The 25,565-nt window shown below is 62.6% G+C and carries 23 protein-coding genes and 1 pseudogene; 16 read left to right on the forward strand and 8 right to left on the reverse strand.

The features are described 5' to 3' along the window. Positions 1-77: 77 nt before the first annotated feature. A complete protein-coding gene (locus KW840_RS06375; RefSeq protein WP_057712919.1) occupies positions 78-506 on the forward strand; it encodes an NINE protein in 429 nt (142 codons plus the stop codon). A 114-nt stretch (positions 507-620) separates the two neighbouring features. Here the strand turns inward: KW840_RS06375 and KW840_RS06380 are convergent, their stop codons facing one another. From KW840_RS06380 to gshB, 7 genes are all read right to left on the reverse strand, one after another. Further along, positions 621-1,892, reverse strand: coding sequence for a dihydroorotase (locus KW840_RS06380; protein ID WP_218494698.1), 1,272 nt, complete (start codon positions 1,890-1,892; stop codon positions 621-623). Beyond that, positions 1,889-2,908: an aspartate carbamoyltransferase catalytic subunit gene (locus KW840_RS06385; RefSeq protein ID WP_046039254.1), complete on the reverse strand. Its 1,020-nt coding sequence runs from the start codon at positions 2,906-2,908 to the stop codon at positions 1,889-1,891. The genes KW840_RS06380 and KW840_RS06385 overlap by 4 nt, the downstream gene beginning before the upstream one ends. A 27-nt stretch (positions 2,909-2,935) precedes the next feature. Continuing rightward, a complete protein-coding gene (gene pyrR, locus KW840_RS06390) occupies positions 2,936-3,439 on the reverse strand; it encodes a bifunctional pyr operon transcriptional regulator/uracil phosphoribosyltransferase PyrR (RefSeq protein WP_057712921.1) in 504 nt (167 codons plus the stop codon). Positions 3,440-3,518: 79 nt separating this feature from the next. Further along, a complete protein-coding gene (gene ruvX / locus KW840_RS06395) occupies positions 3,519-3,956 on the reverse strand; it encodes a Holliday junction resolvase RuvX (RefSeq protein WP_056726497.1) in 438 nt (145 codons plus the stop codon). Further along, positions 3,956-4,528, reverse strand: a complete 573-nt coding sequence (locus tag KW840_RS06400) for a YqgE/AlgH family protein (RefSeq protein WP_057712922.1) — start codon at positions 4,526-4,528, stop codon at positions 3,956-3,958. The genes ruvX and KW840_RS06400 overlap by 1 nt, the downstream gene beginning before the upstream one ends. 181 nt (positions 4,529-4,709) lie before the next feature. Then, a complete protein-coding gene (locus tag KW840_RS06405) occupies positions 4,710-5,609 on the reverse strand; it encodes an energy transducer TonB (RefSeq protein ID WP_057712923.1) in 900 nt (299 codons plus the stop codon). Between the two features lie 64 nt (positions 5,610-5,673). After that, on the reverse strand, positions 5,674-6,627 hold the full coding sequence (gshB, locus tag KW840_RS06410; RefSeq protein WP_150814825.1) for a glutathione synthase: 954 nt from the start codon (positions 6,625-6,627) through the stop codon (positions 5,674-5,676). A 348-nt stretch (positions 6,628-6,975) separates the two neighbouring features. Between gshB and pilG the strand changes: the two genes are divergently transcribed. The 15 genes and pseudogenes from pilG (at position 6,976) to madM (ending at position 24,476) form a co-directional block, all read left to right on the forward strand. Further along, positions 6,976-7,380 (forward strand): twitching motility response regulator PilG, encoded by a 405-nt coding sequence (gene pilG / locus KW840_RS06415; RefSeq protein ID WP_090451937.1) that lies wholly within the window; start codon positions 6,976-6,978, stop codon positions 7,378-7,380. Positions 7,381-7,437: 57 nt separating this feature from the next. Continuing rightward, on the forward strand, positions 7,438-7,803 hold the full coding sequence (gene pilH, locus KW840_RS06420) for a twitching motility response regulator PilH (protein ID WP_218494699.1): 366 nt from the start codon (positions 7,438-7,440) through the stop codon (positions 7,801-7,803). Positions 7,804-7,813: 10 nt separating this feature from the next. Beyond that, positions 7,814-8,353 carry a chemotaxis protein CheW gene (locus tag KW840_RS06425; protein WP_218494700.1) on the forward strand — a complete coding sequence of 180 codons (540 nt, stop codon included), beginning with the start codon at positions 7,814-7,816 and terminating at the stop codon, positions 8,351-8,353. A 156-nt stretch (positions 8,354-8,509) separates the two neighbouring features. Continuing rightward, entirely contained in the window at positions 8,510-10,570 is a 2,061-nt protein-coding gene (locus KW840_RS06430; protein WP_057712927.1) for a methyl-accepting chemotaxis protein, read from the forward strand. 37 nt (positions 10,571-10,607) lie between these two features. Further along, positions 10,608-16,525 (forward strand): annotated as a pseudogene (locus KW840_RS06435) (Hpt domain-containing protein). Then, positions 16,518-16,979 (forward strand): chemotaxis protein CheW, encoded by a 462-nt coding sequence (locus KW840_RS06440; protein ID WP_218494701.1) that lies wholly within the window; start codon positions 16,518-16,520, stop codon positions 16,977-16,979. Before KW840_RS06435 ends, KW840_RS06440 begins: the two are co-directional and overlap by 8 nt. A 232-nt stretch (positions 16,980-17,211) precedes the next feature. After that, positions 17,212-18,882 carry a malonate decarboxylase subunit alpha gene (mdcA, locus tag KW840_RS06445; RefSeq protein ID WP_008001151.1) on the forward strand — a complete coding sequence of 557 codons (1,671 nt, stop codon included), beginning with the start codon at positions 17,212-17,214 and terminating at the stop codon, positions 18,880-18,882. Continuing rightward, positions 18,882-19,763 (forward strand): triphosphoribosyl-dephospho-CoA synthase, encoded by an 882-nt coding sequence (locus KW840_RS06450; RefSeq protein ID WP_218494702.1) that lies wholly within the window; start codon positions 18,882-18,884, stop codon positions 19,761-19,763. Before mdcA ends, KW840_RS06450 begins: the two co-directional genes overlap by 1 nt. Continuing rightward, positions 19,763-20,062, forward strand: a complete 300-nt coding sequence (locus KW840_RS06455; RefSeq protein WP_057712932.1) for a malonate decarboxylase subunit delta — start codon at positions 19,763-19,765, stop codon at positions 20,060-20,062. Before KW840_RS06450 ends, KW840_RS06455 begins: the two co-directional genes overlap by 1 nt. After that, complete coding sequence (locus KW840_RS06460; protein WP_218494703.1) at positions 20,055-20,906, forward strand: biotin-independent malonate decarboxylase subunit beta; 852 nt, start codon at positions 20,055-20,057, stop codon at positions 20,904-20,906. The genes KW840_RS06455 and KW840_RS06460 overlap by 8 nt, the downstream gene beginning before the upstream one ends. Further along, positions 20,903-21,706, forward strand: a complete 804-nt coding sequence (gene mdcE, locus KW840_RS06465) for a biotin-independent malonate decarboxylase subunit gamma (protein WP_218494704.1) — start codon at positions 20,903-20,905, stop codon at positions 21,704-21,706. The genes KW840_RS06460 and mdcE overlap by 4 nt, the downstream gene beginning before the upstream one ends. Further along, positions 21,700-22,320: a malonate decarboxylase holo-ACP synthase gene (locus tag KW840_RS06470; protein ID WP_218494705.1), complete on the forward strand. Its 621-nt coding sequence runs from the start codon at positions 21,700-21,702 to the stop codon at positions 22,318-22,320. The genes mdcE and KW840_RS06470 overlap by 7 nt, the downstream gene beginning before the upstream one ends. Further along, positions 22,317-23,228, forward strand: a complete 912-nt coding sequence (mdcH, locus tag KW840_RS06475) for a malonate decarboxylase subunit epsilon (protein ID WP_218494706.1) — start codon at positions 22,317-22,319, stop codon at positions 23,226-23,228. Before KW840_RS06470 ends, mdcH begins: the two co-directional genes overlap by 4 nt. Before the next feature lie 65 nt (positions 23,229-23,293). Then, positions 23,294-23,710, forward strand: coding sequence for a malonate transporter subunit MadL (madL, locus tag KW840_RS06480; protein WP_057712937.1), 417 nt, complete (start codon positions 23,294-23,296; stop codon positions 23,708-23,710). A 1-nt stretch (position 23,711) separates the two neighbouring features. Continuing rightward, a complete protein-coding gene (gene madM / locus KW840_RS06485; RefSeq protein ID WP_057712938.1) occupies positions 23,712-24,476 on the forward strand; it encodes a malonate transporter subunit MadM in 765 nt (254 codons plus the stop codon). Positions 24,477-24,587: 111 nt separating this feature from the next. Here the strand turns inward: madM and KW840_RS06490 are convergent, their stop codons facing one another. Further along, a complete protein-coding gene (locus KW840_RS06490; RefSeq protein WP_057712939.1) occupies positions 24,588-25,502 on the reverse strand; it encodes a LysR substrate-binding domain-containing protein in 915 nt (304 codons plus the stop codon). Positions 25,503-25,565: the final 63 nt, after the last annotated feature.

Consider the following 25,565-nt stretch of genomic DNA (forward strand, 5'->3'; position numbering starts at 1 on the left):
TGCCATGCGTCGGGTGCCTGTAAAAAAGTCACAAAGAATTAAAGAATATTTATCTATCGTGTGAATCGAGGTCATTCATGAACCCCTATCAACAGGCTGTCCAGCAGCAAGACACCCACAGCAAAGTGATCGGTTACCTGCTGTGGATTTTCGGTTTTACCGGGGCTCACCGCTTCTATTACGGCAGGCCGGTGACCGGGACGATCTGGTTCTTCACCTTCGGCTTGCTGGGGATCGGTTGGCTGATCGACCTTTTCCTGATCCCGTCCATGGACCGTGAAGCGGACCTGCGGTTCACCGCAGGCCCCGTCGAATACAACGTGGCGTGGATCCTGCTGACGTTTCTCGGGGTGTTCGGCGTGCACCGGATGTATCAGGGGAAATGGATCAGCGGGTTGCTGTACCTGCTGACGGGCGGGTTGTTCTTTCTCGGGGTGCTGTATGACTTCTGGACGTTGAACGACCAGGTTTCTGTGCGTAATGCGCAGAATAGAGGCGCCTTCTAAATCGTCTTCGCGAGCAAGCCCGCTCCCACAGGGTTGGCGTGTAGCCACAGATTTGCGAATCACTACAAATCCACTGTGGGAGCGAGCCTGCTCGCGAATGCAGGCGACGCGGTCTTAAGCCTGGTGGCTGATCCGTCCATCCACCAGGGTGTAGCGCACCACACCCGGCAGGCTGTGGCCAATGAACGGGCAGTTTTCGCCCTTGGACAGCCATGTTTCACCGGCCACGGTCGAGGCCGCAGGGTCGAACAGCACGATGTCCGCCGCGCCACCTACCGCCAGTTTGCCTGCCGGCAGGCGCAGGGCCTCTGCAGGGCCGGCGCTCAGGCGGTTGATCAGTGTCGGCAGGTCCAGCAAGCCGTCTTCGACCAGGGTCATTGCCAGTGGCAATAGCAGTTCAACGCTGCTGATGCCCGGCTCGGTTGCGCCGAACGGTGCCAGTTTGGCGTCACGCTCATGGGGTTGGTGATGACTGGAGATCGCCGAGATCACGCCCGATTTCACCGCTGCGCGCAGGCCGTCGCGGTCGGCGCGGGTGCGTAGCGGTGGCTGGACGTGATACAGGCTGCTGAAGTCGATCAGGGCTTCGTCGGTCAGGATCAGCTGGTACAGGGCGACATCCGCTGTCACCTTCAGGCCCCGGGCCTGGGCCTGGGCGATCAGCTCTACGCCGCGTGCGCTGGTGAGCTGGCTGAAGTGCGCGCGCACGCCGGTCTGTTCAACCAGCAGCAGATCCCGGGCCAGGGCGACGGTTTCAGCGCTTTCCGGGATGCCCGGCAGGCCAAGGAAGCTGGCGGTCGGGCCTTCGTGAGCCAGGCCGCCCTCGGCCAGGTCGTAATCCTGGGAGTTGAAAATCACCGTCAGGTCGAAAGTCGCTGCGTAGTCCAGCGCCCGGCACAGGGTGCGGGTGTTGCGGAAACTCTCCAGGCCGTTGCCGAAGGCCACGCAACCGGCATCGCGCAATGCTACGAGCTCTGCCAGTTGTTCACCGTCCAGGCCTTTGCTCAGGGCGCCGATCGGGAAGACTTTGGTGTTGCCGGCCTCGCGGGCACGGTCGAGGATCAGTTCGGCCACCGCCGAGGTGTCCAGCACCGGTTTGGTCTTTGGCGGGCAGCACAGGCTGGTCACGCCGCCAGCCGCCGCCGCGCGGGTTTCGCTGACAATCGAGCCTTTGCGGCTGTAACCCGGCTCGCGCAGGGCAACGTTGAGGTCGACCAGGCCGGGAGCGGCCACCAGGCCTTTGGCGTCAATCGTGTCGACGGCGACAAAACCGGCTGGCGCCGCGCCAAGGGCGACGACTTTGCAGGCTTCAATGTGGATATCGGTCACTTGATCCAGGCCGCTGGCCGGATCGATCACGCGGGCGCCGAGAATGCTGAGCTTCACTGGGCTTTCTCCTGCTCGAATTGGCCTTGCTCGAATTGGCGTTGCGCAGTCTGCCCGCTCATGGCCATGGACAGTACCGCCATACGAATGGCGATCCCGTAGGTCACCTGGTTGAGGATCACCGAGTGCGGGCCGTCGGCCACTGCTGACTCGATTTCCACGCCACGGTTGATCGGCCCCGGGTGCATCACGATGGCATCGGGTTTGGCGCCGGCCAGGCGCGCGGTGGTCAGGCCGAACAGGCGGTAAAACTCGCCTTCGCTCGGCAACAGGCCGCCGGTCATGCGTTCACGCTGCAGACGCAACATGATCACCACGTCAACGTCCTTCAGGCCTTCGGTCATGTCGGTGTAGACCTTCACGCCGTATTGCTCGATGCCGATCGGCAGCAGGGTTTTCGGCGCAATCACGCGAATATCCGGGCAACCCAGGGTTTTCAGGGCCAGCATGTTCGAGCGCGCAACCCGCGAGTGCAGGATGTCGCCGACGATGGCCACCGAAAGGTTTTCGAACCCGCCCTTGTGTCGGCGGATGGTGAGCATGTCGAGCATGCCCTGGGTCGGGTGAGCGTGCCGGCCGTCACCGCCGTTGATGATCGCCACTTGTGGGCAAACATGTTCGGCGATGAAGTGCGCGGCACCCGAATCGCCGTGGCGCACGACGAACATGTCGGCAGCCATGGCTTCCAGGTTGCGCAAGGTGTCGAGCAGGGTTTCGCCCTTGCTTGCCGACGATGTCGACACGTTGAGGGTGATCACGTCCGCCGAGAGGCGCTGGGCCGCCAGTTCGAAGGTGGTGCGGGTACGGGTGGAGTTCTCGAAGAACACGTTGCACACGGTCTTGCCGCGCAGCAGCGGGACTTTCTTCACGGCCCGGGCGCCGACTTCAAGGAAGGAGTCGGCAGTGTCGAGGATTTCCGTCAACAGTTCGCGGCGCAAACCGTCGAGCGAGAGGAAGTGGCGCAGCTGGCCCTGATCATTGAGCTGCAGCGGGCGCTTGGTTTCTAGAGGCGTCATCGCAAGGGGGACTCTCAATAGGGCGAATTAAAGGGCGAGGTCTTGCAGTTCGAGCGCGAGCTCGGGACCGGACAGCTTCACCCGTTCGTGGGCCGCCAGCGACAGGGTCGCGCCAACCACGTTCGGGCGGATCGGCAGTTCGCCGGCGTCCAGGTCCAGCAGGCACACCAGCGTTACGCTGGCCGGGCGGCCGTAGTCGAAAAGTTCGTTCATGGCGGCGCGGATGGTCCGGCCGCTCATCAGCACGTCGTCGATCAGCACCAGATGCTGGCCTTCGATCTCGAACGGCAACGCCGAAGGGCGAACCTGCGGGTGCAGGCCGTTCTGGCTGAAATCGTCGCGGTAGAAGGACACGTCCAGGGTGCCGAGGGGGTCATTGCTGCCCAGCTCCTTGAGCAGAGCCTGGGCCACCCAGACGCCGCCGGTGCGGATGCCGATGAAACGCGGGTCGCTGATGCCTCGTTTGGCCAGATAGGCGTCAAGTCGGGTCGCCATCTGGCTGATCAGTTCGGCGGGATTGGGCAGGCTCATGGTTGCTCCTTCTTGGGCCCGAGCCAGCCTGTGCGGGAAGTGGCTCGGGTTGTAGCTAAGAGAGACGCACAGCGGCTCTTCAGGATTCAAACAGTGCGGTGTTTTCGTCGAGCCAGCCTTGCAGCAGCAGGGCGGCGGCGATGGCATCGACCGGATTGTCGCGGTAACTGCCTTTCTGGCCGCCACGAGCTAGGCGTTCGCCCTTGGCCTCGAAGGTGGTCAGACGTTCATCGTGGGTATAGAAGGGCAGGTTGAAGCGGCCGTTCAGGCGCCGGGCGAACTTTTCCGCGCGGGCGCACATGTCGCTGGGCGTACCGTCCATGTTCAACGGCAGGCCGACCACCACGGCATCGGGTTTCCACTCTTTGATGAGGGCTTCGACCTGGTTCCAGTCAGGAATGCCGTTCTGCGCCTTCAGGGTGCACAGCTCGCGGGCCTGGCCGGTAATCACCTGGCCGACCGCAACGCCGATCTGTTTGGTGCCGTAGTCAAAACCCAGAATCAGCTTCAGGGCCATCAGGCGTGCCCCGCCTGGCTGGTCAGCAGGCTGAGGTTGACGCCCAGGTGTTTGGCGGCCGCTTCCAGACGCAGTTCGCTGCTGGTGTTGAACAGGATGTCCGCGTCGAATGGGCAGTTCAGCCAGGCGTTCTGCGCCAGTTCGGCCTCCAGTTGCCCGGCTTCCCAACCGGCGTAGCCGAGGGCGATCAGGCTTTTTGCCGGGCCGACGCCGTCAGCGATGGCGAACAGCACGTCCTGGGAGGTCGACAGGGCCAACTCGTCTTCCAGATCAACGGTCGCCTGGAAGCTCTGACCCTTGGGGTGAAGGACGAAACCGCGATCGGTCTGCACCGGGCCACCGATGAAGATCGGTACATGCTGGCATAGCGCTGGAGGTTCGATTTCCGGGCGCAATTGCTCAAGGATATCGGCCAGGTTCAGATCTTGCGGACGGTTGACCACCAGCCCCATGGCGCCATTGGCCGTGTGCTCGACGATGTAGGTCAAGGTGTGCGCAAAGTTCGGGTCGGCCATGTGCGGCATGGCGATCAGGAATTGATGCTTGAGGTAGCTGGGGCTGACGTTTTTCATGACCGCTAGTGTGGCGTTCGAGGGGCGAACTGACAAGCTGGGGATGCACAGGAATTAGCGCAATTCTGTAGGAGCGAGCTTGCTCGCGATGGTCGTCAAGGATAACACTGCCAGGTTGACACCCTGCTGTGCTCTCAGGTTTATCGCGAGCAAGCTCGCTCCTACAGGTGGGGGTGTGTGGTCAGTTACTGGAGAGGCGATCGCCGCGGGCAAATTTCCAGGTGCGGATAATCTCCAGCCGGTCAATATCCGACAAATCCCCGGTAAACGGTGCAAACGGTGCCGCCAGCCGGACGATCCGTTGCGCCGCCTGGTCCAGCAGCGGCTGGCCTGAAGACTCCAGCACCAGCACTTCATACAACGAGCCATCACGGTTGATCGACACCATCAGGCGCAAGTTGCCATAGATCTGTTTGCGCCGCGCTTCGTCGGGGTAGTTGAGGTTGCCGATGCGCTCGACTTTCTTGCGCCATTCGTCCTTGTACCAGGCGCCCTTGTCGCGCATGGTCGAGGCCGCGCTCAAGCGGTGAATGCGCGGGCGCTTGGCGTACAGCTGTTGTTCGGCGGCCAGTTCCGCTTCCAGGCTGGCGATGTCGCTGGACAGTTGCTCGCTGTCGAAGGTCGGCGCCTGGACCTGGGTTTTTACCTCGGTCTTGGGCTCCTCGGTCTTGGCGGGGGCTTTTTTCGGCTTCGGCGCCACGGTGGTCACGGCAGCCTTGGGCGGGGCTTCCTGCACTTCAGGCTTGGCAGCCGGCGGTGGCGTGACTTTTTGTACCTTGTTGTCCTGGAACGGCGCGACCTCGGTGGTCTTGGGAATCGCCTTTTTATCCAGGGTGCCGCTACCTTGCTGATTCTCCTGGGCCAGGAAATCGGCTTTCTCGGGCTTTTTTTCGCTTTTGAAGGTGGCGAGGGTGATTTCCAGGGTTTTGCTGATCTGCTTGGGCTCGACCACTGCGAACCCGACACCCAACAGCAAGGCCAGGTGGATCAGCGCTGCCAGAAACAGGGTAAAACCGAGGCGATCGACCGGGCGCACGCCACGGTGGGCGAGTTCGGCAGGCAGATCGGACGGGAGTGTCATGACAAGGAAACCAACATCGCGTTTTCACAGGCCGCGCATGATAACGCAATGTTGGTTTGGCTAATCAACGTGCCTTGAGCTTCTGATCGATGGCATCCATCAGCATGCCGCCGATATCGGTGCCAAACGCGTTATCAATCTCGCGAATGCAGGTCGGGCTGGTGACGTTGATCTCGGTCAGGTGCTCGCCGATCACGTCCAGGCCAACGAACAGCAGGCCTTTTTCACGTAGGGTCGGGCCGACTTGCGCGGCGATCCAGCGGTCCTTGTCGGTCAGCGGGCGGGCTTCGCCACGCCCCCCGGCAGCGAGGTTGCCACGGGTTTCGCCCTGGGCCGGAATCCGCGCCAGGCAATAATCCACAGGCTCGCCATCGATCATCAGGATGCGCTTGTCGCCATCCTTGATCGCCGGCAGGTAGGCCTGGCCCATGATCTGCTGGGCGCCGAGGGCGGTCAGGGTTTCGAGGATAACCGACAGGTTCGGATCGCCCGCGCGGTGACGGAAAATCGACGTGCCGCCCATGCCGTCCAGCGGCTTGAGGATCACATCGCCGTGTTTGGCGGCGAACTCACGCAACACGTCGGCGCGGCGGCTGACCACGGTCGGCGGTGTGCACTGCGGGAACAGCGTGGCGAACAGCTTCTCGTTGCAGTCGCGCAGGCTTTGCGGCTTGTTGACCACCAGCACGCCGGCGCGCTCGGCTTGTTCCAGCAAATAAGTGGAGTAGACGAACTCCAGGTCGAACGGCGGATCCTTGCGCATCAGGATCACGTCCAGATCGCTCAGCAGCGCGTCGCTTTCGGCCCCCAGTTCGAACCATTTTTCCGGGTTGGCAAAAACCTGCAGCGGACGCATCCGGGCTCGGGCCTGGCCTTCGCCCTGATACAGGTCGCGCTGTTCCATGTAGAACAGCTCCCAGCCACGCTTCTGCGCGGCCAGCAGCATGGCCAGCGAGCTATCCTTTTTATAGGAAATGCTGGCGATAGGGTCCATGACAATCCCGACGCGAACGCTCATGGGTGTTTCCTCGAAATTTGGGGGGCTATGTCGATCTCTGTAGGAGCGAGCTCGCTCGCGATGAACCCGAGAACAACACGCTTATCCAGCCAGCACGCGTTATCGTTGACGGCCATCGCGAGCGAGCTCGCTCCTACAAAAGATCAGCGTATAAAAGTGGCGTCAGAGTGGCGCTGAGTGTGTTCCCGGTCAAGGAAAAACCACCTTGCGGGTCGGCCGATAGATTGGTGTTGGAGACTGTGCTAAAAAGGCTGCCATGTCGTGCCGGCCCTTGAGCACCAAGGGTTTCGAGCCGCGTTAACCGGCAAACGGACAATTTGTTTCGCAAAGGCGACGGTAGAGCATTTTATGGAACAGCACCCCAGCGCCTTGAAGGTCATGGTGATCGACGATTCGAAGACGATCCGTCGCACCGCCGAAACGCTGCTCAAGAACGTGGGTTGTGAGGTCATCACGGCCATCGACGGTTTTGATGCCCTGGCCAAGATTGTCGACAACCATCCCGGCATCATCTTTGTCGACATCATGATGCCGCGCCTGGATGGTTATCAGACCTGCGCCCTGATCAAGAACAACAGCGCGTTCAAGTCCACGCCAGTGATTATGCTGTCGTCCAAGGACGGGCTGTTCGACAAGGCCAAGGGGCGCATCGTCGGCTCCGACCAGTTTTTGACCAAGCCTTTCAGCAAGGAAGAATTGCTTGATGCGATCCAGGCCCATGTTCCTGGCTTCGCCGCCGTTTTGCCGCAGTAGGACACGCACAGTGACGCTCGGCCATCGGGCCAGGCGTCGACAAGAATGGGGAAGACCATGGCACGTATTCTGATCGTCGATGATTCGCCGACCGAAATGTACAAACTGACCGGCATGCTGGAAAAGCACGGTTATGAAGTGTTGAAAGCCGAAAACGGCGCCGACGGCGTGGCCCTGGCCCGCCAGGAAAAGCCCGATGCGGTGCTGATGGACATCGTCATGCCAGGCCTCAATGGCTTCCAGGCCACCCGCCAGTTGACCAAGGACCCGGAAACCGGGCACATCCCGGTGATCATCATCACCACCAAGGATCAGGAAACCGACAAAGTCTGGGGCACGCGCCAGGGTGCCAAGGACTACCTGACCAAGCCGGTCGATGAAGACACCCTGATCAAGACCCTGAACAACGTGCTGGCCGGTTGATCGTCAGGCCATGAACGAGTCGCTGACGGCTTTCGAACTGCTGCTGCAGATCGACCAGCGCTGTCGTTTGCTGGCGGCGGACTTGCCGTCCCAGCCGGCCCGGCGGGACAGTTGGAGCGGCATCGGTTTTCGCCTGGGCGAGCACTGGTATGTCGCGCCCATGAGCGAAGTCAGCGAAGTCTTGCACGAGCCGCGCTGCACTCAGCTACCAGGGGTCAAACCCTGGGTCAAGGGTGTCGCCAACCTGCGCGGACGTTTGCTGCCGGTCATGGACTTGTGCGGCTTCTTCGGGCACGAGCTTTCGGCGGTGCGTCGACAGCGGCGGGTGTTGGTGGTGGAACATGAAGAGGTGTTTGCCGGGTTGCTGGTCGATGAAGTCTTCGGCCTCCAGCACTTTGCCCAGGACAGCCTGGAGCCGGTGCCGACAGACGAATTGAAGGGGCCGGTGGCGACGTTCGTCAAAGGCCGGTTTCAGCGTGAGCAGTGCTGGCAGGTGTTCAGCCCGTTTGCGTTGACGCAGTCCCAGGGGTTCATGAGCGTCGCGGTGTAGTTGGAGCAACAGAGAACCTTGTGGGAGCGAGCTTGCTCGCGATGACGGACTTGCAGCCAGCATTAATGTCGACTGACACACCGCTATCGCGAGCAAGCTCGCTCCCACAGGTTCCTCGGCAAGTCTTGGAAGGTGTGGGTTAACAGGCGAGGACCGATGATAAAAGCAAAAGCAGGCAAGCCAATGGAAGGGTCGCGCAGCCGGTCGCAGATTATCGTGCTGTTCATCGCGCTGATCGTCTTCATCATGCTGCTGTTCGCCAACTTCGCGTACCTCAACACCCAGGCTATCTACGACAAACAGTACATCGGCCACGCCGGCGAACTGCGCGTGCTGTCCCAGCGTATCGCCAAGAACGCCACCGAAGCCGCCGCCGGCAAGGCTGCCGCGTTCAAGTTGCTCAGCGATGCGCGCAACGATTTTGCCCGGCGCTGGGGTTTTCTGAAGAAGGGTGACCCGGCCACGGGCCTGCCGCCGGCCCCCGCCACCGTGCGTCCGGAGATGCGCGCGGTGCAACAGGACTGGGAGCGGCTGCTGAAGAACACCGATGCGATTCTCTCCAGCGAGCAAACCGTACTGTCGCTGCATCAGGTCGCCGCGACCCTGGCCGAAACCGTGCCGCAGTTGCAGGTCGAGTACGAGAAAGTCGTCGAGACTCTCCTGCAGCGGGGCGCCCCGGCGGCCCAGGTGGCCATGGCCCAGCGCCAATCGCTGCTGGCCGAGCGGATCCTCGGCGCAGTCAACACGGTGTTGGCCGGCGACGAAAATTCACAGCAGGCCGCCGATGCGTTCGGGCGTGACGCAACGCAGTTCGGCAAGGTGCTCAACGGCATGCTCCAGGGCGACCCGGCGCTCAAGGTCAGCCAGGTCGAAGACCGCGACGCCCGTGCGCGACTCGCGGAAATCTCCGAGCTGTTCGAGTTCGTCTCGGGCTCGGTGGACGAGATCCTCGAAACCTCGCCGGAGCTGTTCAAGGTACGCGAATCGGCCTCGAACATTTTCAGCCTGTCGCAAACCCTGCTCGACGAAGCCTCACACCTGGCCAGCGGTTTTGAAAACATGGTCGGCGGGCGAACCACCGACACCATTGGCGGCTATGTGCTGGGCCTGTTGGCGCTGGCTTCGATCATCCTGATCGGTTTGGTGATGGTGCGCGAAACCAATCGTCAGTTGCGCGAGACCGCCGAGAAAAACGAGCGTAACCAGAACGCGATCATGCGTTTGCTCGACGAGATCGAAGACCTGGCCGACGGCGACCTCACCGTGACGGCCTCGGTAACCGAAGACTTTACCGGCACCATCGCCGACTCGATCAATTACTCCGTCGACCAGTTGCGCGATCTGGTCGCGACCATCAACCTCACCGCCGGCCAGGTGGCCGCCGCCGTGCAGGAAACCCAGGCCACTGCCATGCACCTGGCCCAGGCGTCGGAGCACCAGGCCCAGCAGATTTCCGAAGCGTCGATGGCGATCAACGACATGGCCGAGTCCATCGACCAGGTGTCGGCCAACGCGGCGGAATCTTCGGCGGTTGCCGAACGCTCGGTGGAAATCGCCAACAAGGGCAACGAGGTGGTGCACAACACCATCCACGGCATGGACAACATTCGCGAGCAGATTCAGGACACCGCCAAACGCATCAAGCGCCTTGGCGAGTCTTCTCAGGAAATCGGCGACATTGTCAGCCTGATCGATGACATTGCCGATCAGACCAATATCCTGGCTCTCAACGCGGCCATCCAGGCGTCCATGGCCGGTGACGCCGGTCGCGGTTTCGCCGTGGTCGCCGATGAAGTGCAGCGCCTGGCCGAGCGCTCGTCCGCCGCCACCCGGCAGATCGAAACCCTGGTGCGGGCGATCCAGACCGATACCAACGAAGCGGTCATCTCCATGGAACAAACGACGACCGAAGTGGTGCGTGGCGCCCGTCTGGCGCAGGATGCCGGTGTGGCCCTGGAAGAAATCGAAGGCGTCTCCAAGACTCTAGCGGCGTTGATCCAGAGTATTTCCAATGCGGCGCAACAGCAGACGTCGTCGGCCGGTCAGATTTCCCTGACAATGAACGTGATCCAGCAGATCACCTCGCAGACATCGTCGGGTTCCACCGCCACGGCCGACAGCATCGGCAACCTGGCGAAAATGGCCAGTCAGTTGCGTCGTTCGGTGTCCGGTTTCACCTTGCCGGATGCCAAGGCGCAGGTTGTGGACAAAGCTTGAACCGCCCATGGGTATCTGAATTGTGATTGGAGTGGTTATGGGTGATCGGCACGACTATGTGGCCCTCGAGTGGGTCAAGGGCGAGATTGCCGAAACGCTGAAACAGGCTCATCACGCGATTGAAAACCTGCTCGATGACCCGCAGGCGACGCAAGCGCTGGATGCAAGCCTTTCGTGCATCCACCAGGTTCATGGCAGTTTGCAGATGGTCGAGTTCTACGGCGCGGCGTTGCTCGCCGAAGAAATGGAACAACTGGCCATGGCCTTGCGGGGCAACCGTGTCAGCCATCGCGACGAGGCGTTGCACCTGTTGATGCAGGCCCTGGGGCAGTTGCCGATCTACCTGGACCGGGTGCAAGGCGCGCGCCGCGACTTGCCACTGGTGGTGTTGCCACTGATCAACGACCTGCGCAGCGCCCGCGGCGAAAGCCTGCTGTCGGAAACCAGCCTGTTCAGCCCGCAATTGCCCGAGTTGCCAGCGTTGGACGCACAAGCGCTGGCGCAGCTGGAACCGGCCGAATTGCCCGGTGTGCTGCGAAAGCTGCGGCAGATGCTGCAAATGGCGCTGGTCGGATTTTTGCGTGAACAGGACAACGACACCAACCTCGATTACCTGGCCAAGGTATTCACCCGCCTCGAAGCACTGTGCGACAACGCCCCCCTGAGCCCGTTATGGCAGGTGGCATCGGCGCTGGTCGAAGGCATGCAGGGCGGTGCGATCGCCAATAGCCCGGCCTTGCGCAGCCTGTTCAAGGATGCCGACAAGGAACTCAAGCGCCTGCTCGAACAAGGCATGCCCGGCATCAACCAGCCGGCCCCGCCGGAGCTGCTCAAGAGTTTGCTCTTCTATATTGCCAAGGCCGAACATCCCACCGGGCAGATGCTGACCATGAAAGAACGCTACTCACTGGACGACGCGCTGCCCGACAGCGTGATGGTCGATGAAGAACGCGCGCGCCTGGCCGGTCCCGACCGCGACGCCATGCGCTCGGTGCTGGCTGCGCTGTGCGAAGAGCTGGTGCGGGTCAAGGAGCGCCTGGACCTGTTCGTGCGCAGTGACCGCCAGCACACTTCCGACCTCGACAGCCTGCTGGCGCCGCTGCGACAAATCGCCGACACCCTGGCGGTCCTGGGCTTCGGCCAGCCGCGCAAGGTGATCATCGATCAGTTGGCGGTGGTGCTCAGCCTCGCTCAGGGCCAGCGCGAACCCAACGATGCGATCCTCATGGACGTTGCAGGGGCCCTGTTGTACGTCGAAGCGACGCTGGCCGGCATGGTCGGTACCGTGGAGCCGGAGAGCCAGGACGACAACCGCCTGCCCACCACCGACCTGACGCAGATCCATCAGATCGTGATCAAGGAGGCCCGCATCTGTTTGCAGCAGGCCAAGGACATGATTGTCGACTACATCGACGCCGATTGGGACCGCCAGCATTTGCAGGCGTTGCCGGCCTTGCTGACCCAGGTGCGCGGGGCGCTGGCGATGATTCCGTTGAGCCGGGCGGCGAGCCTGGTCGAAACCTGCAACCACTTTATTCGCGAGCACCTGTTGCTCGAGCCGGGTCAACCGGGCTGGCAGGAACTGGACAGTCTGGCCGATGTGATCACCAGCATCGAGTACTATCTCGAACGCCTCGGTGATGACCCGCAAGCGCAGGGCGAAAACCTGCTCGATGTCGCGGAAAAAAGCCTGGCGAACCTCGGTTTTTTCCCCAGTGAGCAGCATGTGCCAGTGCTTGATGATGTGCTCAACCCGACCCAGGCGCAGGTCATGCAGATGATGCAGGAGCTGGAGGATCCGCAGGTCGTCCAGACCTTGGCCGATGTGCTCGCCAGTCCTGTTTCGACTCTGAATCCGCCCGCGCTGAACACCCCGGGCAGCCTGCTGCCGCCACCCGCGGGCGAAGAGCCGGTGGACGAAGAACTGCGCGAAGTGTTCCTCGAAGAAACCGACGAAGTCCTGGAGATCCTGCGCGATTACTTGCCGCGCTGGTCCGCCAACCCAGACAACCGCTCGGCCCTGAGTGAGTTGCGCCGCGCCTTCCATACCCTCAAGGGCAGTGGCCGCATGGTGCGCGCCCTGGTGCTGGGCGAGCTGGCCTGGGCCGTGGAAAACCTGCTCAATCGCGTACTGGAGAACAGTGTGGAGCCGGGTGCTACAGTGCAGCAACTGATCGGCGATGTGCTGCATCTGCTGCCGGAGCTGGTGGCTGAATACGCCGCCAATGCCCAGCGTCAGCGCAATGATGTCGATCAGTTGGCCGCCCGCGCCCATGCCCTGGCCAAGGGCGATGAACCGGTGTCCGATGAGGATACGCAAGATGTCGCGGCCCTCGATCCGCTGTTGCTGGAGATCTTTCGCAAAGAGGCCGAAACCCACTTGGGCAGCCTCAATCGCTTCCTTGATCAGGCCGCCGAGCATGTGCCGTTGCAGGCCAGCGACGAATTGCAGCGCGCCTTGCACACCCTCAAGGGCAGCGCCTCCATGGCCGGCGTGTTGCCGATTGCCGAACTGGCCGCACCGCTGGATCAACTGGCCCGGGAATACAAGGCGCACCTGATCGCACTGGATCTGGATGAAGTCGAATTGTTACTGGAGGCAGAAGGACTGTTTCGCCTCGGCTTGCGCCAGCTCAAGCGCGATCCGCTGGCGGAAATTCCCGGTGCCCGGGGTTTGACCGAGCGCGCCAGGGCGCAGCTGGCCGAGCGCCTGGAAAACCTCCTGAGCACACCGAACACCGGGCTGCGAATCAAGCGCGACCCGCAACTGATCAACAACTTCCTCGCCCAGGGCATGGACATCCTGCTGGACGCCGAAAGCCTGTTGCAACGTTGGCAGCAACACCCCGGCGAACGTCAGGAGCTCAGCGCGCTGCTGGACGAATTGACCACCCTCGGCGAAGGCGCCCATCTGGCCGACCTGCACCCGGTGGACGAGTTGTGCGAAGCGTTGCTCGACCTGTACGGTGCCGTGGAAGAAAGCAGCCTGGCGGTCAGCGAGCGGTTTTTCCATGAAGCACAGGGTGCCCACGAAGCACTGATCAACATGCTCGACGAACTGGCCGCCGGGCAGGAAGTCAGCCCGCAGCCGCTACGGATCAGGGCCTTGCGCGAGCTGCTCGACGAGAGCCTTGACCCGTCGGCAATGGGCTTGATCCGCAGCGATGGCAGCCGAAGCCTGAGCATCCGCGAACTGGGTTCTGCCACCGAGGAACTTGAGCGCACGCTACCTCCTGCCCCTGTAGGAGCGAGCTGGACGATGAAATCGTTGCGATCTTCCTTGAAGAGGCGGTGGATATCCTCGAAAGCGCCGGCCAGGCCTTGCAGCGCTGGTTGCGCGACTCGGACAACGCCGCGCCGCTGTCGTCCCTGCAACGGGATTTGCACACCCTCACAGGCGGTGCACGCATGGCCGGGGTCGGGCCGGTCGGCGATCTGGCCCATGAGCTGGAAAGCCTTTACCAGGGCCTGGTGGACCGTCGTTATGCCTTCAGCGATTCACTGGCGGTGCTGCTCAAACAGAGCCATGAGCGACTGGCGTTGTACCTTGAACAGTTGCAACTCAACCAGCCGCTGGACGATTCCCGTGAGCTGATCGAAGCCATTCGTGCCTACCGTCAAGGGCATGCGGGTATCGCCGAGGGGGCCCGACAGGCGACCGGCAGTGACGCGGCTGCGCACGATACTGAATTGCTGGAGATCTTCCTCGAGGAAGGTTTCGATATTATCGAAAGCTCCGGGGCGGCGCTTGAGCGCTGGCAGGCCCTGCCTTCGAGTCGTCAGGAAGTGGAAACCCTGCTGCGCGACCTGCACACCCTCAAGGGCGGTGCGCGCATGGTGGAAATCGCCGCGATTGGTGATCTGGCCCATGAACTGGAGTTCCTCTACGAAGGCCTGTCCACCGGCGTGCTGCAACCGACGGAGCCGTTGTTCGCGCTGTTGCAGCGCAGCCATGACCGCCTGGCGCAGATGCTCGATGCGGCCCGCGCCGGTGAGCCGATGCCGCCGGCCGATCGCTTGATCGATGCGATCAAGAACTTCAGCCATCCGGCCGTGCCGGAAACGCCCGCGTCGGTTGCGCCGTTGGCCACGCCCAAGCCCGAGCCGCTGGCGCCGCCGTCCGATGCCGGCGCGGACATGGTCAAGGTCTCGGCGGAGCTGCTCGACGATCTGGTCAACCTGGCCGGTGAAACATCGATCTTCCGTGGCCGAATCGAACAACAGGTCAACGATGCGCACATCGCCCTGAATGAAATGGAGACCACTATCGAGCGGATGCGCGACCAGTTGCGCCGCCTCGATACCGAAACCCAGGGGCGGATCCTCAGCCGCCAGCAAGTCGAGGCCGAACGCCTGGGCTACGAGGAATTCGACCCGCTGGAAATGGACCGCCACTCACAGTTGCAGCAACTGTCCCGGGCATTGTTCGAGTCGGCTTCTGACTTGCTCGACCTCAAGGAAACCCTCGAGCGACGCAATCAGGACACGGAAAACCTCCTGCAACAGCAGGGCCGCATCAACACCGAACTGCAGGAAGGCCTGATGCGCACGCGCATGGTGCCGTTCGAACGCATGCTCCCGCGTTTGCAGCGCATCGTCCGGCAGGTGTCCAGCGAACTGGGCAAGGACGTGGATTTCATCGTCGACAACGCCGAAGGTGAAATGGACCGCAGCGTTCTCGAACGCATGGCCGCGCCGCTGGAACACATGCTGCGCAACGCCGTCGACCATGGCCTGGAGTCCGTTGAAGTGCGGTTGGCGGCGGGGAAGCCGGCCAAGGGAAAAATCACCCTCGATCTGCTGCGCGAAGGCGGCGATATCATTTTCGACATCCGCGACGACGGCGCCGGTGTACCGCTGGACGCGGTGCGGCGCAAGGCGATCAAGCGCGGCCTGCTCGCCCCGGACAGCATCATCAGTGATCACGACGTGTTGCAGTTCATCCTGCAACCGGGTTTTTCCACCGCCGAAAAAATCACCCAGATCTCCGGGCGCGGCGTCGGCATGGACGTGGTGCACGAAGAGGTGCGACAACTGGGCGGCACCATGAGCATCGACTCGGTGCCCGGGCAGGGCGTGCATTTTCGCATTCGCCTGCCGTTTACCGTATCGGTCAACCGGGCGTTGATGGTGCAGTGCGGTGAGGATCAATACGCGATCCCGCTCAATACCATCGACGGCATCGTTCGCGTTCTGCCCAATGAACTCGAAGGGTATTTCCGCTTCGATTCGCCAATCTACGAATACGCCGGCCAACATTACGAGCTGTGCTATCTGGGGGAGCTGCTGAAAACCAGCCCGCGCCCGAAGCTGTTGGGCCAGAGCCTGCCATTGCCGGTGTTGCTGGTGCAGTGCAACGAACGGCACATCGCGGTGCTGGTGGATGCCATGGCCGGCACTCGCGAAATCGTGGTCAAGAGCCTGGGGCCGCAATTTGCGGCGGTGCAAGGGGTGTCCGGGGCGACGATTCTCGGGGACGGCCGGGTGGTGCTGATTCTGGATTTGCTGGCGCCGATCCGCGCCATGCAGGCCCGTGTGCCCCAGCGTCCGGCGGGGCAAGAGGTCGAGGCCGAACCGCATCGGCCGCTGCTGGTGATGGTGGTCGACGACTCGGTCACCGTGCGCAAGGTCACCAGCCGCTTGCTCGAACGCCACGGCATGAGCGTGCTGACCGCCAAGGACGGAGTCGATGCCATGCTGCTGCTGGAAGAGCACATGCCCGACCTGATGCTGCTGGACATCGAGATGCCGCGCATGGATGGCTTCGAAGTCGCGACCCAGGTGCGCAACGACGAACGCCTGCAACACCTGCCGATCATCATGATCACCTCCCGCACCGGACAGAAACACCGCGATCGCGCCATGGCCATTGGCGTCAACGACTACCTTGGCAAGCCGTACCAGGAATCGGTGCTGCTCGAAAGCATCGCCTTGTGGAGCAAGACCCATGCTTGAGCACCGCACCAGCAACCTCACCGGCCTGCTGCTGCCGTTGGCCGACCGCAACCTGATCCTGCCCAACGTCGCCGTTGCCGAGCTGATCGATTACCAGCAGCCGGGGACGTTCGACCTCGACACGCCGCCGTGGTACCTGGGCCTGGTGACATGGCGTGACCGGCAGATTCCGCTGCTGAGTTTCGAGTCGGCATGCGCGCAGAAAATCGTCATCGGCGAACGCGCGCGGATCGTCATTCTCAACGCCCTGGGCGGGCGCCCCGAGCTGAAATTCATCGCCCTGCTGGTGCAGGGGATTCCGCGCTCCTGCAAGCTCGATAGCCAGTTGAGTTATGTGGATGTGCCGTTGTGTCCGCTGGAGCAGGCAGCGGTGCAGGTGGGCGAGCAAGTGGCCAAGGTGCCGAACTTGTTGGCACTGGAGGCGTTGTTGGTGGATGCCGGATTGACCATCTGATCGCGGTCTTGCGTTGACTGCACCGGCCTCTTCGCGGGCAAGCCCGCTCCCACAGTTGATCTGTGGTGAACACAAAACCCTGTGGGAGCGGGCTTGCCCGCGAAGAGGCCCGCATGAACGACGCAGATCTCGATCATTAACCTGAGCGTAACGATCCACCACTCTGCTTGATTGATACCCCCAACCAACACTCCTAAGGTGACCCCCACGACAGCGAACCCGTGGAGTGGTCATGACAACAACAATATCCCCCGACTCGCGATGGACGCGGCGGCGCAGCGAAAAGCAGCGGCGCCTCGAGCTGGTGCGAGGTCTTGCCGACGGTGTGGTGTTGCCCACCGACAACATCGTCGCGGCGCTTGAAGCGCTGATTCTGCCCGGCGACCGCGTGGTGCTCGAAGGCAACAACCAGAAGCAGGCGGATTTCCTTTCCCGTTCCCTGGCCAAGGCCGACCCCGCGAAGCTGCATGACCTGCACATGATCATGCCCAGCGTCGGACGCTCCGAGCACCTGGATCTGTTCGAACGCGGCATCGCCCGCAAACTCGACTTCTCTTTCGCCGGCACCCAGAGCCTGCGCATCAGCCAGTTGCTCGAAGACGGCCTGCTGGAAGTCGGCGCGATCCACACCTACATCGAACTCTACGCACGGCTGGTGGTGGACCTGATTCCCAACGTCGTGTTGTCGGCCGGGTTCATGGCCGACCGCGCCGGCAACATCTACACCGGGCCGAGCACCGAAGACACCCCGGCGCTGATCGAGCCGGCGGCCTTCAGCGACGGCATCGTCATCGTCCAGGTCAACCAGTTGGTGGACGATGTCAGCGACCTGCCGCGTGTCGACATCCCCGCGTCCTGGGTCGACTTCGTGGTGGTGGCCGACAAGCCGTTCTATATCGAACCGCTGTTCACCCGCGACCCTCGGCACATCAAGCCTGTGCACGTGCTGATGGCGATGATGGCGATTCGCGGGATCTACGAAAAACACAACGTGCAGTCGCTCAACCACGGCATCGGTTTCAACACCGCTGCCATCGAATTGATTCTGCCGACCTACGGCGAATCCCTCGGCCTCAAAGGCAAGATCTGCCGCAACTGGACGCTCAACCCGCACCCGACGCTGATCCCGGCGATTGAAAGTGGTTGGGTCGAAAGCGTGCATTGCTTTGGCACCGAACTGGGGATGGAGAACTACATTGCGGCGCGGCCGGATGTGTTCTTTACCGGCCGCGACGGCTCCCTGCGTTCCAACCGGATGTTCAGCCAATTGGCCGGGCAATACGCTGTGGACCTGTTCATCGGCGCGACTTTGCAGGTCGATGGCGACGGCCATTCTTCCACCGTGACTCGCGGGCGCCTGGCCGGTTTCGGCGGCGCACCGAACATGGGCCACGACCCACGCGGTCGTCGCCATGGCACGCCGGCCTGGCTCGACATGCGCAATACCGATGTGGCCGAGCCGATGCTCGAACGCGGCAAGAAACTTGTGGTGCAGATGGTCGAGACCTTCCAGGAAGGCGGCAAACCGACCTTCGTCGAAACCCTCGATGCGGTGGATGTGGCGAAGAAAAGCGGCATGCCACTGGCGCCGATCATGGTCTACGGCGACGACGTCACCCACTTGTTGACCGAAGAAGGCATCGCCTACCTGTACAAGGCGCGCTCACTGGAAGAACGCCAGGCGATGATCGCCGCCGTCGCCGGGGTGACCGCCATCGGCCTGCGCCACAACCCCAAAGACACCGCGCGCATGCGCCGTGAAGGCCTGATCGCCTTGCCCGAAGACCTCGGCATCCGCCGCACCGACGCCACCCGCGAACTGCTCGCGGCGAAAAGCGTGGCCGATCTGGTGGAGTGGTCCGGTGGCCTCTACAACCCGCCCGCCAAGTTCAGGAGCTGGTAATGCACGCACTTAACCTGCAACCAAAAAGCCTGAGCCTGAGCCTGGCCGAACGGCTGGCGGACCTGGCAGTGGATGCGTTGATCGACGAGGCTGATCTGTCGCCGAAACCGGCACTGGTCGACCGTCGCGGCAATGGCGCCCACACCGATTTGCACCTGGGGCTGATGCACGCCTCGGCTCTGTCCTTGTGGCCGGCCTTTAAAGAAATGGCGGAAGCCGCCATCGAGTTCGGCGAGATCGGCTTGCCCCTGCGCGAAGCCGTGGGCCGCATTGGTCGCGAAGGTGAGCAAGCCATGCTCGACACCACCGGCGGGGTGAACACCCATCGCGGGGCGATCTGGGCCTTGGGCTTGCTGATCACTGCCGCTGCACTGGAACCTCAATCCTGCAACGCCAATAGCGTGGCGTTGCGGGCGGCGCGGCTGGCCCTGCTCGACGACCGTTTTGCGCCACATCCGCTCAGTCACGGTGCGCAAGTCGCCCAACGCTACGGCGCTCGCGGCGCCCGTGAAGAAGCGCAACTGGGTTTTCCGGCGGTGACCCAACGTGCACTGCCACAACTGCTGCGCAGCCGCGCCGCCGGTCATGGCGAACAGAACGCCCGGCTCGACGCGCTGTTGGCGATCATGACGAGTCTGGCCGACACCTGCGTGCTTTATCGCGCCGGTGAAGAAGGCCTGAACACCATGCAACTGGGCGCCCGGGCGGTGCTCGATGCGGGCGGCAGCGCCAGCCTCGGCGGACGTCGCCGCCTGCATGAGCTGGACCAACAACTCATCGCGTTGAATGCCTCGCCCGGTGGCGCTGCCGACCTGCTCGCAGCCTGCCTGTTCATCGACCGTATCGCGTCTGGCGACGGCCTTATCCAGGGAGTGTTTTGATGGAAACCTTATCCTTTGAATTCCCCGCCGGGCAGCCGCCACGCGGTCGCACCCTGGTGGGTTGTGTCGGCTCTGGCGATCTGGAAGTGCTGATCGAACCGGGTCAGGCCGGCAAGTTGACGATCAATGTGCAGACCTCGGTCAACGGCAGCGAACAACGCTGGCGGCATCTGTTTGCACGGATGTTCGACGGTCAGACACCGCCGGCGATGGACATCGACATCCACGATTTCGGTGCGACACCCGGTGTGGTGCGCCTGCGTCTGGAGCAAGGCTTCGAGGAGATCGGCCATGACTGACAGCGCATCTTTGCTCAACAAGCACAGCTTCGTCGAACTCGGTGCCCGGCAACGGGCCAAGACCCTGCTCGATGCAGGCACCTTCCGCGAACTGCTCGACCCCTTTCAACGGATCATGTCGCCGTGGCTGTCGCGCCAGGGCGTGGTGCCGCAAGCCGACGACGGCGTGGTGATCGCCAAGGGCAATCTCGATGGTTTGCCGGTGGTGATCGCGGCCATCGAAGGAGCGTTCCAGGGTGGCAGCCTCGGTGAAGTCGGCGGAGCAAAAATTGCCGGCGCGCTGGAACTGGCCGCCGAAGACAACCGCAACGGTATCCCGACCCGCGCCGTGCTGCTGCTGGAAACCGGTGGCGTGCGCTTGCAGGAAGCCAACCTCGGCCTGGCGGCAATTGCCGACATCCACGCGGCGATTGTCGATTTGCAGCAGTACCAACCCGTGGTCGGTGTGGTGGCGGGCAGCGTCGGTTGCTTTGGCGGCATGTCGATTGCCGCCGGGTTGTGCAGCTATCTGTTGGTGACCCAGGAAGCGCGGCTCGGCCTGAACGGCCCGCAGGTGATCGAACAGGAAGCCGGACTCGAGGAGTACGACTCCCGCGACCGGCCTTTCATCTGGAGCCTGACCGGTGGCGAGCAACGCTTCGCCAGTGGTCTGGTGGATCGCTATGTTGCCGACGACGTGGCGCAGATCCGCCAGCAGGTGGGTGAGTTACTCCAGCAAGGATTGCCAGCGCAACCGCGTAGCCAACAGGCCGGGTTGTTCCTGCAACGGTTGGCGCGTCTGGATGCCGAACCGCAAATCGAGCCGTCCGTGGTTCGCGATCTGTACCAAGGAGAACGCCCATGAGTTCGTATTCCCTGCGAGGCTTGAACTGGTTCAACGCCTTGAGCGCCGGAGCGAAAGCGGTCGAGGGTTTGCCGGCTTCGCTGAAGGTCGCGGACGCCGTGCTGGGCGATCAGCCTGTGCGTTTCCTCGCGGTGGTGGCCGACCCGGAAAACCGCTTCGTCCGTGCACGTAACGGCGAAGTGGGTTTGCTCGAAGGCTGGGGCCTGGCCAAGGCCGTGGATGAAGTCATTGCCGCCGATCAAAACAAGGCACGCAAGCGCGCTCTGATCGCCATCGTCGACGTGCCGAGCCAGGCTTACGGTCGACGGGAGGAAGCCCTCGGCATTCATCAGGCGCTGGCCGCTGCGGCGGGCAGTTATGCCCGTGCCCGTCTGGCCGGTCATGCGGTGATCGGTTTGCTGGTGGGCAAGGCGATGTCGGGCGCGTTTCTGGCCCACGGCTATCAGGCCAATCGCTTGATCGCCCTGCGCGATCCGGGAGTGATGGTGCACGCCATGGGCAAGGCGTCGGCCGCGCGTGTGACCTTGCGCAGCGTCGAAGAGCTCGAAGCCTTGGCTGCCAGCGTGCCGCCGATGGCCTATGACATCGACAGCTATGCCAGCCTCGGGTTGCTGTGGGAAACCTTGGCGGTGGAGAAGATCGAGCAGCCGACGGCGGCGGATCTGGCGCGGGTGACCGAGTGCCTGCATCAGGCGATTGACGATGTGGCCGCCGCTGGCCGTGATCTGAGCGGTCGGCTGGGTGCGGCCAATCGGGCGGCGTCGAGCAAGGTTCGTCAATTGCTGAGAGCGCAGTGGTGAGCAGGCTACTGGCTCACGACCTGCTGTGGGGCATGACCCCGCAGCAGTTGCCGACGGATGCGCCTGCGTGGGTGATCGAGTCGATCAGTGCCGGCCAGCCGGTGGTGGTCCGTCGCGCCTTGAGCGCGGCGGGGCAGGTGGCCGTGGGCGTGCGCGGGCCGTTGCGCGAACAGCGATTTGCCGCGGTGATGGAAGTCGCCGCCATCACCCGGCGGGTGCAGCCGGAAGAGCTGTGCCATGTTCAAGGCCGGCGCGATTTCCCGGCGCTGCGGGCTTTGGCGCAACTGCGCTCGCACCTCGATGGCAGTGGCTGGGTCTGGGGTGTCAGCGGCAGCGCCGGGTTCGAGTTGGCCAGTGGGTTTGCCGCTTTGCACGAGGGCAGCGACCTCGACCTGATCCTGCGTACGCCACGTCCGTTGAGTCGTGTCGACGCCCAGGCGTTGGTGGCCGTTCTTGATACAGCCGTATGCCGCGTGGACCTGCAACTGCAGGCGCCGTCGGGTGCCGTTGCCTTGCGCGAATGGGCCGGTGCTTCGTCGCGAGTCCTGCTGAAAAATGCCATTCAAGCCACCCTGGTGACTGATCCGTGGAATCCACAGGAGCAAGCAGCATGAGCAGCTTGCTGGTGTTCCCCGGCCAGGGTGCACAACAACCCGGAATGCTGGCGCGTTTACCTCGGGAAACGTTGAACGAGGCGAGCGACCTGCTCGGTGAAGATGTGACGCAGCTGGATTCTGCCGAGGCGTTGCAGTCGACGAGGGCGGTTCAGCTTTGCCTGCTGATCGCCGGCGTCGCTGCTTCACGCCAGTTGGGCATGGCGCCGGACTACGTGGCCGGCTTGTCGATCGGCGCTTACCCGGCAGCGGTGGTGGCCGGTGCCTTGGGTTTCAGCGATGCGCTGCATCTGGTCAGCCTGCGCGGTGAGCTGATGCAGCAGGCTTATCCACAGGGCTACGGCATGACCGCGATCATCGGTCTGGACCTGGCCACGGTGGAAGGATTACTGGCCCGGGTGCACAGCGCGCAAATGCCGGTTTATCTGGCCAATATCAACGCCGATAACCAGGTGGTGATTGCCGGTAGCGACGCGGCGATGAAAGCGGTGGCCGGGTTGGCGAAAGGTTGCGGAGCGGGCTTGGCCAAGCGTCTGGCAGTGAGCGTGCCGTCCCACTGCCCATTGCTTGAGGCGCCCGCGCAACGGTTGGCCGAAGCCTTCGCCAAGGTGCCGCTGCACACCCCGAAGATGGGCTACCTGAGCGGCAGTCGCGCGCGTCCGATGATCAAGCCTGAAGCCTTGCGTGACGACTTGGCCTTCAACATGTGCCGCATCGTCGATTGGCGCGGCACGGTACAAAGCGCCTACGAGCGCGGCGTACGTCTACAGATCGAACTGCCGCCCGGTGCGGTGCTGACCGGACTGGCGCGCCGGGTGTTCGAGCAGGGCACCGTGATTGCCTTCGACGGTGCACGGCTCGACACCTTGCAGGCGCTGATGCGTGAGGAGGGAAGCCGCCACCCTTAGATCATCTGACTTAAGGCTTCGCACAACAAAAACAACATTCGAAATGCACTTTGAGGACTACAGCAATGATTATTTACGGTGTGGCGCTGTTGGCGATCTGTACGCTGGCAGGGGTGATCATGGGGGACATGCTCGGGGTGTTGCTGGGTGTGAAGTCAAACGTCGGCGGTGTCGGGATCGCGATGATCCTGCTGATTTGCGCACGGTTGTGGATGCACAAGCGTGGCGGCATGACCAAGGATTGCGAGATGGGCGTCGGCTTCTGGGGCGCGATGTACATCCCGGTGGTGGTGGCGATGGCGGCGCAACAAAACGTGGTCACGGCGCTGCATGGTGGTCCGGTGGCGGTGTTGGCAGCGATCGGTTCGGTGGTGATCTGCGGCTGCACCATTGCCCTGATCAGCCGGACCCATAGAGGCGAACCCTTGCCCGATGAACCGGTGGATGTAACGCCGGTTGGCGCACCGGCAGGAGGTCGCTGATATGTGGGAACTCATCAAGAACGGTCTGGAACACAACGGTCTGGTCACCGCATTCGCCTTTGTCGGCGTGATCATGTGGGTGTCGGTAGTGATCTCCAAACGCCTGACCTTCGGGCGTATCCACGGCTCGGCGATAGCCATCGTCATCGGCCTGGTACTGGCCTGGGTCGGCGGCACGATGACCGGCGGGCAAAAAGGCCTGGCGGACCTGACCCTGTTTTCCGGCATCGGGCTGATGGGCGGCGCCATGCTACGGGACTTCGCCATCGTCGCCACGGCCTTCGAGGTGCAGGCCACGGAAGCGAAAAAGGCCGGCTTGATCGGTGTTATTGCGCTGCTGTTGGGCACAGTGCTGCCGTTTATTGTCGGCGCGTGCATGGCCTGGGCATTCGGTTACCGCGATGCGGTGAGCATGACCACCATCGGCGCCGGTGCGGTGACTTACATTGTCGGGCCGGTGACCGGCGCGGCCATTGGCGCCAGTTCCGATGTGGTGGCGCTTTCGATTGCCACCGGGCTGATCAAGGCGATTCTGGTAATGGTGGGTACGCCGATGGCGGCGCGCTGGATGGGTCTGGATAACCCGCGCTCGGCGATGGTGTTCGGTGGGCTGGCCGGGACGGTCAGTGGCGTGACTGCCGGTTTGGCGGCGACGGATCGGCGCCTGGTGCCTTATGGCGCGCTGACCGCGACCTTCCACACCGGGCTTGGGTGCTTGCTGGGGCCTTCGTTGTTGTACTTCATTGTTCGCGGGATTGTCGGGTAGTCCGCTGCATCGTCATTGAATGTTCAGACGTCATCGCGAGCAAGCTCGCTCCCACAGGGAATCGCATTCCTATGTGGGAGCGAGCTTGCTCGCGATGGGGTCGATAAGGTCTCAAGCCTGCCGATTGGCATACATCCGACACTCCGCCAGCAACGCCAGCAAATTCGGATCACGCTCCTTGGCTTTCAGGAACACCACGCCAATGTGCTGCTGCAACCGGTACTTTTCCTGCAACGGGATCAGCTTCACCCGGTTCTCGTACACCGCCGCAATCCGCCCCGGCAGCAACGCATAACCCACGCCCGAACTGACCATGCTCAGCAGGGTGAAGATGTCGTTGACCTGCATCGCCACCTTCGGTTCGAACCCTGCCTGCTCGAATACCCGCTTGCCGTCCTGATGGGTGGCGAAGCCCTGGGTCAGGGTGATGAAGGTTTCGTCGCGGACCTCGGCCAGGTCGACTTCGGTTCGCTGGGCAAACTTCGAGTCGGCGGGGGTGGCGAGGAAGATGTCGTCGGAAAACAGCGGGATCTGCTCGCAATCCGGGTCGTTGACACTGTCGTCCAGCGACACCAGGGCCGCATCGACTTCCATGTTCTTGAGCTTGTAGAGCAGGTCGATGTTGGAGCCCAGAATCAGGTCGATGTTGAGCTCGCTGCGACGGATCTTCAAACCCATGATCAGTTGCGGCACGGTCTTGACCGTCAGTGAATACAGCGAGCCCAGTTTGAAACGCTCGGCGGAGAACCCGGCGGCTTCGCGGGTCAGGCGCACGCTTTCGACGACATCCTGAATCAGCTTCTGCGCCCGCTCTTCCAGCACATAAGCGCTTTCCAGCGGCGTCAGGCTGCGGCCTTCGTGCTTGAACAGGGGGCAGCGCAAGGCGCTTTCCAGGGAATGGATCGCCCGATGCACGCTGACGTTACTGGTCTGCAACTCGGCAGCGGCCCGCGCCAGGTTGCCGGTGCGCATGAAAGCCAGGAACACCTCGAGTTTTTTCAGGGTCAACTCTTCATCGATCAGCATGGGGCGGACTCTTTTTGGAATGACTCGATTGTGCCCAATTACTCCGGGCCCGTCGTACAGAAA

The organism is Pseudomonas sp. PDM30, assembly GCF_019218985.1.
Classification (GTDB): Bacteria; Pseudomonadota; Gammaproteobacteria; order Pseudomonadales; family Pseudomonadaceae; genus Aquipseudomonas; species Aquipseudomonas jessenii.